At 71.3% G+C, this 13,034-nt stretch carries 13 protein-coding genes; 6 read left to right on the top strand and 7 right to left on the bottom strand.

Translation table 11 applies throughout. The features are described 5' to 3' along the window. The first annotated feature begins 180 nt into the window (after positions 1-180). The gene (locus ACQEVZ_RS26980) at positions 181-1,320 is read left to right on the top strand and encodes a magnesium and cobalt transport protein CorA (RefSeq protein WP_433371346.1); all 1,140 of its coding nucleotides are present in this window, start codon (positions 181-183) and stop codon (positions 1,318-1,320) included. 72 nt (positions 1,321-1,392) lie between these two features. Here ACQEVZ_RS26980 and ACQEVZ_RS26975 read toward each other — a convergent pair whose 3' ends face one another. Then, on the bottom strand, positions 1,393-1,977 hold the full coding sequence (locus ACQEVZ_RS26975; RefSeq protein WP_433371343.1) for a hypothetical protein: 585 nt from the start codon (positions 1,975-1,977) through the stop codon (positions 1,393-1,395). Between the two features lie 215 nt (positions 1,978-2,192). Here ACQEVZ_RS26975 and ACQEVZ_RS26970 point away from each other — a divergent pair, with 215 nt between their 5' ends. Both ACQEVZ_RS26970 and ACQEVZ_RS26965 read left to right on the top strand, forming a co-directional pair. Then, positions 2,193-2,732, top strand: coding sequence for a peptidylprolyl isomerase (locus ACQEVZ_RS26970; protein WP_344500856.1), 540 nt, complete (start codon positions 2,193-2,195; stop codon positions 2,730-2,732). 23 nt (positions 2,733-2,755) lie between these two features. Then, a complete protein-coding gene (locus ACQEVZ_RS26965; RefSeq protein ID WP_344500854.1) occupies positions 2,756-3,721 on the top strand; it encodes a rhomboid family intramembrane serine protease in 966 nt (321 codons plus the stop codon). On the opposite strand, the gene ACQEVZ_RS26960 is transcribed toward ACQEVZ_RS26965, so the two are convergent. Continuing rightward, entirely contained in the window at positions 3,718-4,332 is a 615-nt protein-coding gene (locus tag ACQEVZ_RS26960) for a TetR/AcrR family transcriptional regulator (protein WP_344500852.1), read from the bottom strand. The two genes, ACQEVZ_RS26965 and ACQEVZ_RS26960, sit on opposite strands and share 4 nt — an antisense overlap. 73 nt (positions 4,333-4,405) lie before the next feature. On the opposite strand from ACQEVZ_RS26960, the gene ACQEVZ_RS26955 reads away from it, so the two are divergent. From ACQEVZ_RS26955 to ACQEVZ_RS26945, 3 genes are read left to right on the top strand one after another with little or no spacing between them, the layout of a single operon-like run. Next, positions 4,406-4,861, top strand: a complete 456-nt coding sequence (locus ACQEVZ_RS26955; RefSeq protein WP_433371338.1) for an SCP2 sterol-binding domain-containing protein — start codon at positions 4,406-4,408, stop codon at positions 4,859-4,861. Between the two features lie 11 nt (positions 4,862-4,872). Beyond that, positions 4,873-6,087: an acyl-CoA dehydrogenase family protein gene (locus tag ACQEVZ_RS26950; RefSeq protein WP_344500848.1), complete on the top strand. Its 1,215-nt coding sequence runs from the start codon at positions 4,873-4,875 to the stop codon at positions 6,085-6,087. Between the two features lie 28 nt (positions 6,088-6,115). Further along, positions 6,116-7,663: an AMP-binding protein gene (locus tag ACQEVZ_RS26945; protein ID WP_433371334.1), complete on the top strand. Its 1,548-nt coding sequence runs from the start codon at positions 6,116-6,118 to the stop codon at positions 7,661-7,663. Positions 7,664-7,713: 50 nt separating this feature from the next. On the opposite strand, the gene ACQEVZ_RS26940 is transcribed toward ACQEVZ_RS26945, so the two are convergent. The 5 genes from ACQEVZ_RS26940 to ACQEVZ_RS26920 form a co-directional block, all read right to left on the bottom strand. After that, positions 7,714-8,823, bottom strand: coding sequence for a hypothetical protein (locus ACQEVZ_RS26940; RefSeq protein ID WP_433371331.1), 1,110 nt, complete (start codon positions 8,821-8,823; stop codon positions 7,714-7,716). A gap of 271 nt (positions 8,824-9,094) precedes the next feature. Continuing rightward, the gene (locus ACQEVZ_RS26935; protein WP_433371328.1) at positions 9,095-9,898 is read right to left on the bottom strand and encodes a hypothetical protein; all 804 of its coding nucleotides are present in this window, start codon (positions 9,896-9,898) and stop codon (positions 9,095-9,097) included. After that, on the bottom strand, positions 9,889-10,380 hold the full coding sequence (locus ACQEVZ_RS26930) for a SigE family RNA polymerase sigma factor (protein ID WP_433371325.1): 492 nt from the start codon (positions 10,378-10,380) through the stop codon (positions 9,889-9,891). Before ACQEVZ_RS26930 ends, ACQEVZ_RS26935 begins: the two co-directional genes overlap by 10 nt. A gap of 60 nt (positions 10,381-10,440) precedes the next feature. Next, a complete protein-coding gene (gene purD / locus ACQEVZ_RS26925; protein WP_433371322.1) occupies positions 10,441-11,688 on the bottom strand; it encodes a phosphoribosylamine--glycine ligase in 1,248 nt (415 codons plus the stop codon). An 8-nt stretch (positions 11,689-11,696) separates the two neighbouring features. Next, positions 11,697-12,983: an adenylosuccinate synthase gene (locus ACQEVZ_RS26920; RefSeq protein WP_344500838.1), complete on the bottom strand. Its 1,287-nt coding sequence runs from the start codon at positions 12,981-12,983 to the stop codon at positions 11,697-11,699. Between the last annotated feature and the right edge of the window lie 51 nt (positions 12,984-13,034).

Below are 13,034 nucleotides of genomic sequence, written 5' to 3'. Positions count from 1 at the left end.
TTCCGCAGGCGGCTCCGGATGGCCCAAAATCCAGCCCGGCGCGCTTTGCTGAATCGCGCTGCAGACATCACCCCCCGCCCCCCAACGGCACCGGGTGGGTCGACCGCGCCCCCACCCCCCACCTGCGGTCGACTCACCCGGTGCCTACTTTGGTGCGAGAACAACAGGGCGGAGGTCGCGATGACCGACGAGCAGCTGGCCGGCTCCCTGTCCAGGGCACTGGCCAGGCCGGTGCGGGCGATGTCACGCATCCTGAGCCCCGCGACACCGGTCCCGGCCACGACTGAGCCACCGACGACGGCGAGCTCGATCGTCGACTGTGCGCTGTATGTGGATGGTGTACGGCAACCCGGCAGCTGGCACTACGCGGAGGCACTCACGGCCGCCCGGCGGCAACGGCACGGGTTCGTCTGGGTCGGGCTGAAGGAGCCGGGCGCGCAGGAGATGGCCGCCATCGCGGAGACGTTCCAGCTGCACGAGCTGGCCGTCGAGGACGCCGTGACCTCCTCGCAGCGGCCGAAGGTCGAGCGGTACGGCGACATGACGTTCATGACGATGCGCACCGCCCGGTACGTCGAGCACGACGAGCTGACCGAGAGCAGCGAGGTCGTGGAGACCGGCGACGTGCTGATGTTCATCGGTGAGCACTTCATCATCACCGTCCGGCACGGCGACGCGTGCCGGCTGACGCCGGTGCGCGCGGACCTGGAGCGGCGCCGGGAGGTGCTGGCGCGCGGGCCGTGGGCGGTCGCGTACGCCGTCGCGGACACCATCGTCGACGTGATGGTCGAGGTCGTCGCGGCCATCGAGGAGGACGTCGCGATCATCGAGGACCAGGTGTTCAGCCCGGCGAAGCGGAGCAAGGGCAAGACCGGCACCGATCGGATTCAGCGGGTGTACCAGCTGAAGCGCGAGCTGATGGAGTTCAAGCGGGCGGTCCTGCCGCTGCAGCGCCCGCTGGCCGGGGTGGTCAGCGGCCAGCTCGCCGAGGTGCCCGAGGAGATCCGCCGCTACTTCCGTGACGTCAACGACCACCTGGTGCGCACGGTCGAGCAGGTGCTCTACCTCGACGACGTGATCAACTCGGTGCTGCAGGCGCGGCTGGCGCAGGTGAGCGTCGACCAGAACAACGACATGCGCAAGATCGCCGCCTGGGCCGGTATCGCCGCCGTGTGGACGTCGGTCGCCGGCGTGTACGGCATGAACTTCGACTTCATGCCGGAGACGAAGTGGGTCTTCGGCTATCCGGGCGTCATGACGCTGATGGTCGTCGCCTCGGCCCTGCTCTACCGCGCGTTCCGCAAGTCGGGCTGGTTGTAGAAACGTAGCGGAGCAGCGAAACGCGGACGGGCCGTCCCCCGTGGCTGGGGAGGGCCCGTCCGCGCGCTCACGTCAGGACCGGCTGTTCTTCGACGCCGCCTGCGGCATCGGGTGCTTCTCGTACTCGCCACTGCCCGCGGGGCCCGTGTTGGTGCTCTTGCTGCCGATCAGGTCCGAGGCGCGGTCCTTGGCCGCCTCGCCCATCGTCTTGGCCTTGTCGATCCCCGCATCCATCGTGGACTTCGCCGAGTCGAGCATCGAGCCGGTGTCGCTGGCGGTCCGGGTCGAGCCGTATTCGTCCCAGGCCTGGTTGGCCCGGCGACGCCGCATCAGGGCGGTGGCGGCGCCGACCGCCGCGCCCGCCATCAGCAGGCCACCGATGGTCATCGGCCAGCGGCGGCCGGTGCGGCTCTCCTTCTTCATCATCTTCCTTTTCCCCTTGCGCCCCATCTTCTCGGCCTGCTTGCTCGCCTGGAGCGAACGTTCGCGGGCGATGACGAGGACGGTCCCCGCCGCGCCGCTGGCCTTCGCGAGGCCCGGCTTGACCGCCTTGCGGGCGTATTCGACGCGCGGCGCCAAGGCACCCGAAGCGCCATCGGCTGCGTGCGCTGCGGCCATCCGCAGGTGGCCCAGGCTCTCGCCGAGCTCATCCTGCATGAGACGACGGTGCGTCTTGACCTCACGACGTCCAAACACTTGCTCCACCTCCATGGCCGCGAAACCTCGTCCTCCCCGGGTTACCCAGGCAGAACATTCCGAACCGGTCCGCTGTTGGCCATCCTGCCGCGTGCGAGCGGCCCGCACACCCGGATCCGCCAGAATCCGCATCCGATACCGTGATGACGGAATGTCACCAAAGAAAGGGAGAACTGGTGGCCGAGCAACTGTTCGCGACGCTGCACACCAACGTCGGCGCCATCCGGCTGGAGCTGTTCCCCAACCACGCCCCGAAGACGGTTCGCAACTTCGTGGAGCTCGCCGAGGGCAGCAAGGAATACACCGACCCGCGCACGGGCGAGCCCGGCAAGGGCCCGTACTACAACGGCGTCATCTTCCACCGCGTGATCGACGGCTTCATGATCCAGGGTGGTGACCCGACGGGCACCGGCACCGGCGGTCCGGGCTACAACTTCAACGACGAGATCCACCCCGAGCTGCACTTCAACCGGCCGTTCCTGCTGGCCATGGCCAACGCGGGCATCCGCTTCGGCCAGGGCACCAACGGCTCGCAGTTCTTCATCACCCTCGGCCCGACGCCGCACCTCAACGGCAAGCACACGATCTTCGGCGAGGTCGTCGACGACGACTCGAAGAAGGTCGTGCAGCAGATCGGCAGCACGCAGACCGGCCAGATGGACCGGCCCCGCCAGGACATCGTGATCGAGCGGGTGGACATCGAACGGGTCTCATAGGAGGCCTGGCTAATCTTGTCTGCATGACTCAGCCGCCGGCGAACGTGGTCCCTCACTGCTACCGGCACCCTGACCGCGAGACGTACGTCCGGTGCACCCGCTGCGACCGGCCGATCTGCCCGAATTGCATGAATGAGGCGTCGGTTGGTTTCCAGTGCCCGGAGTGCGTCCGCGAGGGTGCCAGGACGCAGCGTCCCGCCCGGACCGCGTTCGGCGGCGGCACGGAAGGTGCCGTCGGCGCGGTCACGATCACGCTGATCGTGATCAACGTGCTGGTGTTCCTCGCCGGTGTGATCAGCTCCGGCAGCGCCCAGTCGATCGCGGGCGGCGGCATGGGCGGGCTGCTCGGTGGCGGCACGCCGCTGCACGAGTGGGGTTCGCTGGTCACCTACAACTCGCGGCAGATCAGCGCCACCGAGGCGCAGATCATCCCCGGCGGCATGATCGACGGCGACTACTACCGCCTCTTCACCTCGATGTTCCTGCACTACGGCGTCTTCCACCTGCTGATGAACATGTGGGCGCTGTGGGTGCTCGGCCGGCCCCTGGAGGCGATGCTCGGCCGGGCCCGGTTCGCCGCGCTCTACCTGGTGGCGGGGTTCGGCGGCAGCGTCGCGGTCTACCTGTTCTCCGACCCGCTGGCGCAGACCGCGGGTGCGTCGGGCGCGATCTTCGGACTGTTCGCCGCGCTGATCATCGTGCTGCGCAAGATGCGGCGCAGCGTCGCCGGGATCGTGCCGGTGCTGGTGCTCAACCTGGTCCTGACGTTCAGCATCGACGGCATCTCGATCGCCGGGCACCTCGGTGGCATGGTGGCCGGCGCGGCCGCGGCCGCCGGGCTGGCGTATGCGCCGCGGCAGCACCGCACCCTGATCCAGTCGGGGGCGCTGGTCGCCGTCGTGGCCGTGCTGGCGGTCCTGACCGTGGTGCACACCGCCGGGCTGATGCCCACGGGCGACTACGTCACCCAGCTGAACGGCGGCAACTAGGCGCGCCAGACGCGGCCCTGCAGGAGCGAGTCGGCCCCGACCCAGACGAAGTTCATCATGCGCGTCGCGGTGTGGTCGGGGTCCTCCTCCTCGTGGTCGGCGAGCCAGTCGGCGAGGGACTCGGCGGCGCCGACGTAGGCGTAGGCCATCGCGGTGAAGTCGCCCGGGCGGCCCGGCACCTCCGCGGCCGTGGCGGCGCTCTCCAGCAGCCCGGCGACGACCTCGACGATCCTCGCCCGCATCCCGGCGAGCTCGCCGGCGAAGTGCGGCTCGCTGCGGGCCTGCCGGTAGAGCACCCGCCAGCCGTCCCGGTGCGCCCCGACGAAGGTGAAGAACGCCCGCAACCCGTGCCACAGCTGCTCGTCGGGGCGGGCCGCGGGCAGTACACCTGCCGCCACCGCCTCCATGAGCCTGGTCGCCTCCCGGTGCAGGCACGCGACGAACAGCTCGTCCTTCGTGCCGAGGTATGCGTAGACCATCGGCTTGGAGATGCCGGCGACCTCCGCGATCTCGTCCATCGACGCGGCGTGGAAGCCATGCTTGGAGAAGACCTGCACCGCGGCGTCGAGCATCTGCTGCTCACGCACCACGCGCGGAAGTCGTTTCAGCATCTTGTCACCTTACCTACTCGTGCGTAAGGTTACGCATCAGTAGCTTATTTCAAAGGACGAAGGGCACACCGACATGGCCGACCTCGACGCCCTGGGCGACTTCAACTCCGTCGACCCCAAGCAGTTCGCGCAGCTGGTGAAGGGCGCCTCCGACGCCCAGCTCGGCGAGCTCATGGCGGGCCCGCAGCGCAAGGCGATCCTCGACACCATCTTCTCCCGCTTCCCCGAGCTCTTCCGCGCCGACCGGGCCGGCGCGACCAACGCGATCATCCACTGGACGATCACCGGCGCGCCCGACGGCGACGCCGAGACCTACGAGTTGGTCATCGCCGACGGCACCTGCGTGCTCTCGCCGAGCGCCGACCAGGAGCCGAAGCTCGCGATCACCGTCGGCCCGGTCGACTTTCTCAAGGTCGTCTCCGGTGCCGGCAACCCCATGATGATGTTCATGACCGGCAAGCTCAAGGCCAAGGGCGACCTGGGCCTGGCCGCCAACATCGCGAACCTGTTCGACATCCCGAAGGCCTGAGGCAGCGCCCCATGCCCGAGTTCTCGCTCGACCTGAACGAGGAGCAGCGGGATCTCCGCGACTGGGTGCACGGCTTCGCAGCCGACGTCGTGCGCCCGGCCGCCGCGGAGTGGGATGCCCGCGAGGAGACCCCCTGGCCGGTGATCCAGGAGGCGGCGAAGATCGGCCTGTATGGCTTCGAGTTCCTCGCCAACACCTGGGGCGACCCGACCGGCCTGTCGTTGTGCCTGGCGTCCGAGGAGCTCTTCTGGGGCGACGCCGGCATCGGCATGGCGATCTTCGGCACCAGCCTGGCGGTCGCCGCGATCTACGCCTCCGGCACGCCCGACCAGATGCTCGAGTGGGTGCCGCAGTGCTTCGGCGATGCCGCCGACCCGAAGGTCGCGGCGTTCTGCACCACCGAGCCGGAGGCCGGATCCGACGTCGGCTCGATGAAGAGCCGCGCGCGGTACGACGAAGCGACGGACGAGTGGGTCATCAGCGGGCAGAAGGCCTACGCGACCAACGGCGGCATCGCCAATGTCCACGTCGTGACGGCCAGCGTGGAGCCCGAGCTGGGGTCCCGCGGGCAGGCGGCGTTCGTCGTGCCCCCCGGTACAGTGGGATTGAACGGCAGCAAGAAGCTCAAGAAGCTCGGCCTGCGCGCCTCACACACCGCCGACGTGTTCCTCGACGACGTGCGGGTGCCCGGCCGGTGCCTGCTCGGCGGCAAGGACGCTCTTGACGCCCGGCTCGCCCGCGCCCGCGAGGGCCGCAAGGCGCAGGGGCAGGCCGCGATGCGCACGTTCGAGCTGTCCCGGCCGGCGGTCGGGGCGCAGGCGCTCGGTGTGGCCCGCGCCGCGTACGAGTACGCGCTGGAGTATGCCAAGGGGCGGGTGCAGTTCGGCCGGCCGATCATCGAGAACCAGGCGATCGCGTTCACCCTCGCCGACATGCGCATGGAGATCGACGCCGCCCGCCTGCTGGTGTGGCGGGCCGCCTGGATGGGGCGCAACAACCGCCCGTTCGAGGCCGGCGAGGGCTCGATGAGCAAGCTCAAGGCCGGCGAGGTCGCCGTCGCGACGACCGAGAAGGCCGTGCAGATCCTCGGCGGGGCCGGCTTCCTGCGGGAGCACCCGGTCGAGCGCTGGTTCCGCGACGCGAAGATCTACACGATCTTCGAGGGGACCAGCGAGATCCAGCGCCTGGTCGTCGCCCGCGCGATCTCGGGCACCTACATCCGGTAACTCCCCCCCTCGACAGGCCGGAGGAGCCATGGACACCCCCTTCATCCTCCGCACGATGGCCGGCCGGAAACTGCTCAACCCCGGCCGGCCCACGCGGATCGTCCGGCAGCTCAACGCCCTGCGCCGCTGGGGCTTCGGGCTGTACGGCGAGATGCGTTCGACCGCGGCCCGCGACCCCGACCGGGTCGCGGTCGTCGACGAGGACCGGCAGCTCACGTACACCGAGCTCGACCTGCGGGTCCGCCGCCTCGCCAACGCCCTGCGCGCCGAGCACGGGGTGCGCGCCGGCGACCGGATCGGCCTGCTGTGCAACAACTCCGTCGGCATGGTCGAGGCGATGCTCGCCCTGATCGCGCTCGGCGCGCAGGCCGTCCTGGTCAACACCGGCCTCGGCGACGCCCAGCTGGAGGCCGTCGCGCACGACCAGTCGCTGGCCCTGCTGATCCACGACGACGACCTGCTGGGGATGCTCGCCGCGGTGCCGCCGAACCTGCCGCGACTGGCGATGTCCAAGACTGCCGGGCTCATCCACCGGGCACCCTCCGCCGAACTGGAGCCGCCCGCGGCCGCCGGCTCCGTGGTGGTGCTGACGTCCGGCACGACCGGCGCGCCGAAGGGCGCGCGGCGCCGCAACCCGTCGGGCCTCGGGCCGCTCGCGTCGGTCGTGTCACGGATCCCGCTCTACGCCGGCGAGCGCATCTTCGTCGCCGCGCCGCTGTTCCACACCTGGGGGCTGGCCGCGCTGCAGCTGTGCCTGGCGCTGCGCGGCACGATCGTGATCGCGCACCGCTTCACCCCGCAGTCGACGGTGGCCGCGGTCGGCGCCACCGGGTGCACCTCGCTCTTCGCCGTGCCGGTGATGCTGCAACGCCTGCTGGAGGCGCCCGCACCCATGCCGACGCTGCGGGTCGTGGCCACCTCGGGCTCGGCGCTGACCGGCCCCCTCGCGTCGCGTTTCATGGAGGTGTACGGGCCGGTGCTGTACAACCTGTACGGCTCCACCGAGGCCTCCTGGGCGTCGATCGCCACCCCGGACGAGCTGCGGGACGCCCCCGGCACCGCGGGCCGCCCACCGCGCGGCACCCGGGTCGCGATCCTCTCCGACAGCGGCACCGAGCTGCCGACCGGCGTCATCGGGCGGATCTTCGTCGGCAACGACATGCTCTTCGAGGGCTACACCAACGGCACCGGCCGCGAGTCCCACGGCGACCTGCTGGCCACCGGCGACCTCGGCCACCTCAACGCCGACGGCCTGCTCTTCGTCGACGGCCGCGAGGACGACATGGTCATCTCCGGCGGCGAGAACGTCTACCCGGGCTCCGTCGAGGACGTCATCGCCGAGCTGCCGCAGGTCCGCGAGGTCGCCGTCGCCGGCGTACCGGACGAGGAGTTCGGCCAGCGGCTCGCCGCGTGGATCGCCCTGCACGACGGCGAGTACGTCGACCCGGAGGCGGTGCGCGAGTACGTCCGGCACCGCCTCGCCCGCTTCTCGGTCCCGCGCGACGTGTACTTCGTCGCCGCCCTGCCCCGCAACGCCACCGGCAAGGTCGTCCGCCGGCGCCTCTTCGGCGACTGAACCGCGCCCGGGTGCGGTCCCCCGTTTGTCGACCGCACCCGGGCGCGGGTTCACGGCAGGAGCGGCTGGGCCGGCTGGGCCTTCAGCGCCGACAGGTTCTTGACCAGGTACGCGGTCGCGACCCCGGCCGTGGACACCGTCCAGATGACCGGGTTGCCGTCCGCGTCCTGGGTCAGCTGCACCGACGCGGCCCCCGGGTGCCAGTCCGTGGCCAGCCGGTGGTCCGTGTAGTGCAGGGTCGTGCCGTCGTAGGTGACCGACGTCCACAGGTGCACCGCGCCCGTGGACCCGTTCCACAGCAGCAGCGCGGTGCCGCTGGGCAGCAGCTTCGACGCGATCCGCCACGACTCCCAGTCGGTGCCGCCCGTCGGCGTGGCCAGCGGCGTCGGGCTGGGCATGTAGTACGCGCCGGTGCCGTTGAAGTTGGGGTAGTAGTCGAGGGTGTAGCCCGAGCCGGAGGCGCCGACGATGCCGAACAGGTCGGGGTAGGCGAGGCCCGCGCCGGCGCTGTCGTAGGCGTTGGCGACCGCGATCGGGTTGTTGCCGTCGAGGTCCGACATGGTGCCGGCGGGCAGCACCGTGGCCCCGGTGACGTCGAGCGGGCCGCCGTCGTCGAGGCTCGGCACGATCATGGCCAGCCCCGCGTTGAGACCGGTCGGGTAGAACACGAGCACGTCGTTGAAGCTCGTGCCGGTGAACCGGCCGGCGATGACCTGCGCGCCGTCGAAGTCCGGCGCGGGCCAGGAGGACAGGCCCGCGATGCCCGCCGCCGGGGTGCGCAGGCCACCGCGCTGCGCCCGGCCGGCGGCGAGCCACACGCCCTGCGGCAGCCCGGTCGCCGGCCCGGCGGTCAGCAGGTCCGGCTGCCCGTCGCCGGTCAGGTCCTGGTCGGCGAACGGCGGCGGGTACACGGCGTTGAAGGTGATCGTGGTCGTGTCGGTGAACGTGCCGTCCGGCTCGACGGCCGTGACCGCGAGCGTGTTGGTGAAGCGGGTCGGCACGACCTGGACGGTGACCGTGCGCCTGCCGGCGGCGACCCGCGTGGGCGCACCGGAGTTGAGCTGATACACGAACGCCGCCGGGACCGGGCTGCCGGCCGGCTCGGCGAAGCGGAACTTCCCCTTCACGCCGACGGTGAACGAGCTGCTGACCGCCGTCACGGTGGGCGCGGCCGGCGGGACCGTCGCGGCCCCGGCGGCGGGGTGAGCAGGGCCTGTGCCAGCACCAGTCCGGCGCCGAGCACGGCCGCCCGCAGCAGCGGGTGTTTCGTCATGGGTTCCTCCCCGTCAGGCACGCCCGCATCGGCGCGCACCACTGACACGCCGGCCGCGGCGGGAGGTTGCACCTCCGGGAGAGAATCTTTCCGGCCCAACGATCTCCGCTGCTGCGGACTCTCGGCCATTGCCAGCCGGAGCCGGCCCTTTCGGGGAGTTAGGGGTACAGCGTCAGCGCCGGCGTCATGACGATGTCGATGAGCTGCTGCTCGGTGAGCGGGGTCGGCTCGCCGGTCTTCGTGGGGCGGGCACGGGCCAGCAACCTCGTCCCGTCCGGGCGGACCGCCCAGACGTCGATGCCGAAGCCGTCGGGCACGTCGCTGCGGATCATCAGCTCGGTGCTGCCGATCGTCAGGGTCCGGCACCTGGCCTTCGGCGAAGCGCACTCCTCCTGCATGTGCGCGTGGTACTGCGCGGGGGTCAGTTCGGACGCGTCGAGCCGCACCCACACGATGCCGCCCGGCACCAGGACGGTGCTGGAGTAGCCGCCGAACTCGTCGTCCGCCACCCTGAGGAACCTGGCGGGCAGCGGGGTCGGCTGATCTTCGGCGTTGACGATCGTGGCGCCGGGCAGGAGGCGGCGCAGCAGCGCGGTGAACTCAACGCTGAGGCGGGCCTGCGCGTCGCCGCAGGACTCGGTGAGCGGCACCAGCGGCTTCGGCTGGTTCTGCTGCTTGGTGACCTCCGCCGTCGGTACGTCCACCGTGGAAGACGGCAGGGCGCACGGCGCCGGCGCGCCCGTCACCGTCGAGGGCGGGGCGCCGGGGCTCTGGCCGGTCGGCTGGGCCAGATACTGGGGCAGCACGACCACGCCGGCGGCGAGGACGGCGGCGATCCCGAGACCGGTGACGGCCCGCATGCGGCGGACCCGGCGGTGCTCGCCGGTGATGAGCTGGTCGACGTCGATGGCGGTCGGTGGCGGGTCCTGGGTGGCGGCGTGCATGGCATCGGTCAGATCCACTGCGGGTCTCCCTCCGTGAGGCGCGCCCGGAGCGACTCCAGCGCGCGGGCGGCCTGGCTCTTGACGGTGCCCTCGCTGCAGCCGAGTGCCTGCGCGGTCTCCTCGACGGACAGGTCGCAGAAGTACCGCAGGACGAGCACGGCCCGGCGGCGCGGGGGCAGCCCGGCGAGGAGGGAGAGCACGTCCAGCCGCTGGTCGGCGTCCGGACCGGAGGCCGGGCGGTCCGGCAGGCGGTCGGTGGGCGACTCGCGCCGCCAGGGTCGGCGGCGCTCGTCGAGCCAGGCGGACATGAGCATGCGCCGCACGTACGCGTCGGGATGCTCCATCCTCGACGCGCGTTTCCAGTGCCGCAGCAGCTTGACCAGCACGGTCGACGTCAGGTCGTCGGCCAGGTGCCAGTCGCCGCACAGCAGGTATGCGGTGCGGCGCAGGCGGTCCAGGTTGCCCGCGACGTAGTCGCGGTAGGCCTGCTCGGTCGGCATCCGTGCTCCCTCTCCGTTCGGGTTCACCGGGAGAACGGAGGCCGGCGCGTGCGGGGTTGCCTAGGGGATCGAGATCCTGTCCTCGAGGGCGGCGAGGGCGATGTCGGTGCGGTGCTGGGCGCCGTCGAAGCTGATCGCGTCGACGAGCCGGTAGGCGGCCGCGCGGGCGTCGGCCAGGGTGTCGCCGGTCGCGGTGCAGGTGAGGACCCGCCCGCCGGCGGTGACCAGCGCGCCGTCCTCCGAACGGGCGGTGCCGGCGTGGATGACGCCGGGGACGCCGTCGGCGCCGGCGATGACGTCGCCCTTGCGGGCCGACTCCGGGTAGCCGGCGCTGGCCATGACCACGCAGACGGCCGAGCCGGGGCGCCACGCCAGCGGCGGGTCCTCGGCGAGCCGGCCGACGGCGGCGGCGTGCAGGACGCCGGCGAGCGGGGTTTCGAGGCGGGCCAGGACCACCTGGGTCTCCGGGTCGCCGAAGCGGCAGTTGTACTCGATGACCTTCGGGCCCTGGGCGGTCAGCGCCAGCCCCACGTAGAGCACCCCCGTGAAGGGCGTGCCGCGCTTGCGCATCTCGGCCAGCGTGGGCTGCACCACCGCCGCCATGACCTCGTCGACCAGGCCCGCGGGGGCCCAGGGCAGCGGCGAATACGCGCCCATCCCGCCGGTGTTGGGCCCGGTGTCGCCGTCGCCGATGCGCTTGAAGTCCTGGGCGGGCTGCAACGGCACGGCGGCGGTGCCGTCGGTGACGACGAAGAGGGAGACCTCGGGGCCGGCCAGGTACTCCTCGACGACGACCCGCCCGCAGGCGGCGCCGTGCGCGAGGGCCTCGTCGCGGCTCTCGGTGACGACGACGCCCTTGCCGGCGGCGAGACCGTCGTCCTTCACCACGTAGGGCGCGCCGAACGCGTCGAGCGCCTCCGCCAGCTCCTCGGGCGAGGTGCAGACGAACGAGCGGGCGGTGGGCACGCCCGCCGCCCGCATCACGTCCTTCGCGAACGCCTTCGAGCCCTCCAGCTGCGCGGCCGCCTGCGACGGGCCGAAGCAGGCGACGCCCTTCGCCCGGACCGCGTCGGCGACCCCCGCCACGAGCGGCGCCTCCGGGCCGACGACGACCAGGTCGACGTGGCGCTCGACGGCGAGGGCCGCGACCGCGTCCGGGTCGAGCGCGTCGACCCCCACGTTCGTCGCGATCGCGGCGGTGCCGGGGTTGCCCGGGGCGACGATCAGGTCGGTCACGGCCGGGTCGGCAACCAGGGCGGCGGCGATGGCGTGTTCACGACCACCGGAGCCGAGCAGGAGTACGCGCACGCGACAGATTAAAGCAGGCTGTGACGCACCACGTTCTCGTCACGCCCGGGACCCACCCCGACGATCGACACCCGGGTGCCGGCGAGCTCCTCGATCCGCTCGATGTAGCGCTGCGCGTTGACCGGCAGGTCGGCGAACTCGCGCGCCTTCGAGATGTCCTCCCACCAGCCGGGGAGCTCCTCGTAGACCGGGGTGGCGTGGTGGAACTCGGTCTGCGTCATCGGCATCTCGTCGGTGCGCTTGCCGTCCACCTCGTAGGCCACGCAGAGCGGGACCTTCTCCAGGCCGGAGAGCACGTCGAGCTTGGTGACGACCAGGTCGGTGATGCCGTTGAGCCTGGTGGCGTACTTGGCGACGACCGCGTCGTACCAGCCGGTGCGGCGCTCCCGGCCGGTCGTCGTGCCATACTCCCGGCCGATCTTGCGCAGGTGCACGCCGAAGTCGTCGAACAGCTCGGTCGGGAACGGGCCGGAGCCGACCCGCGTCGTGTAGGCCTTGGTCACGCCGATGACCTGCGTGATCGCGGTCGGCGGCACACCCGCGCCGACGCAGGCGCCGCCCGCGGTCGGGTTGGACGACGTCACGAACGGATACGTGCCGTGGTCCATGTCGAGCATCGTCGCCTGGGCGCCCTCGAGCAGGACGGTCCGGCCCTCCTCCAGGCCCTTCCACAGCACCTGACGGGTGTCGGTGATGTAGGGCCGCAGGCGCTCCGCGTAGGTCAGGTACTCCTCGACCGTCGCGTCGACGTCGATCTCCTTGCGGTTGTACACCTTGAAGAGGACCTGGTTGCGCTCGCGCAGCACGATCTCGAGCTTCTTGCGCAGGATGCCCGGGTCGAGCAGGTCCTGGACGCGGATGCCCATGCGGGCGACCTTGTCGCCATACGCCGGGCCGATGCCGCGGCCGGTCGTGCCGATCCGGGACGAGCCGAGGTAGCGCTCCACGACCCGGTCCAGGGCCCGGTGATGCGGCATGATGAGGTGTGCGTCACCCGATATCATCAGGCGGGACACATCGACGCCGCGCTCGGCGAGACCGTCGATCTCGACCAGCAGCACCTTCGGGTCGATGACCACCCCGTTGCCGATGACGATCGCCGCGTTGGGCCACAGTGCCCCTGACGGCATGAGGTGCAGGGCGAATTTCTGCCCGTCCGGCGTCACCACGGTGTGACCCGCGTTGTTGCCGCCGGAGTAGCGCACGACGTAGTCGACGTCGCCGCCAATCATGTCGGTAACCTTGCCCTTGCCCTCGTCGCCCCACTGAGCGCCGATGAGCACGATCGCTGGCATCGTCTGTTGCCCTCTCCAAAGGGTCGGGCGCCCCAGCGGGTCGCCCGGGGT

The sequence above is a fragment of the Dactylosporangium sp. CA-152071 genome (assembly GCF_050936335.1).
GTDB classification, from domain to species: Bacteria; Actinomycetota; Actinomycetes; order Mycobacteriales; family Micromonosporaceae; genus Dactylosporangium; species Dactylosporangium maewongense.
The sequence above is the reverse complement of the archived record's forward strand: the minus strand, read 5'-3'. Positions and strand labels throughout refer to the sequence as shown.

What these genes read in the sequence shown, in the direction of transcription:
- ACQEVZ_RS26980 (WP_433371346.1), top strand. Translation starts at nt 181, where the DNA reads ATGACCGACGAGCAGCTGGCCGGCTCCCTGTCCAGGGCACTGGCCAGG.
- ACQEVZ_RS26975 (WP_433371343.1), bottom strand. Translation starts at nt 1,977, where the DNA reads ATGCAGGATGAGCTCGGCGAGAGCCTGGGCCACCTGCGGATGGCCGCA.
- ACQEVZ_RS26965 (WP_344500854.1), top strand. Translation starts at nt 2,756, where the DNA reads ATGACTCAGCCGCCGGCGAACGTGGTCCCTCACTGCTACCGGCACCCT.
- ACQEVZ_RS26960 (WP_344500852.1), bottom strand. Translation starts at nt 4,332, where the DNA reads ATGCTGAAACGACTTCCGCGCGTGGTGCGTGAGCAGCAGATGCTCGAC.
- ACQEVZ_RS26955 (WP_433371338.1), top strand. Translation starts at nt 4,406, where the DNA reads ATGGCCGACCTCGACGCCCTGGGCGACTTCAACTCCGTCGACCCCAAG.
- ACQEVZ_RS26950 (WP_344500848.1), top strand. Translation starts at nt 4,873, where the DNA reads ATGCCCGAGTTCTCGCTCGACCTGAACGAGGAGCAGCGGGATCTCCGC.
- ACQEVZ_RS26945 (WP_433371334.1), top strand. Translation starts at nt 6,116, where the DNA reads ATGGACACCCCCTTCATCCTCCGCACGATGGCCGGCCGGAAACTGCTC.
- ACQEVZ_RS26930 (WP_433371325.1), bottom strand. Translation starts at nt 10,380, where the DNA reads ATGCCGACCGAGCAGGCCTACCGCGACTACGTCGCGGGCAACCTGGAC.
- ACQEVZ_RS26920 (WP_344500838.1), bottom strand. Translation starts at nt 12,983, where the DNA reads ATGCCAGCGATCGTGCTCATCGGCGCTCAGTGGGGCGACGAGGGCAAG.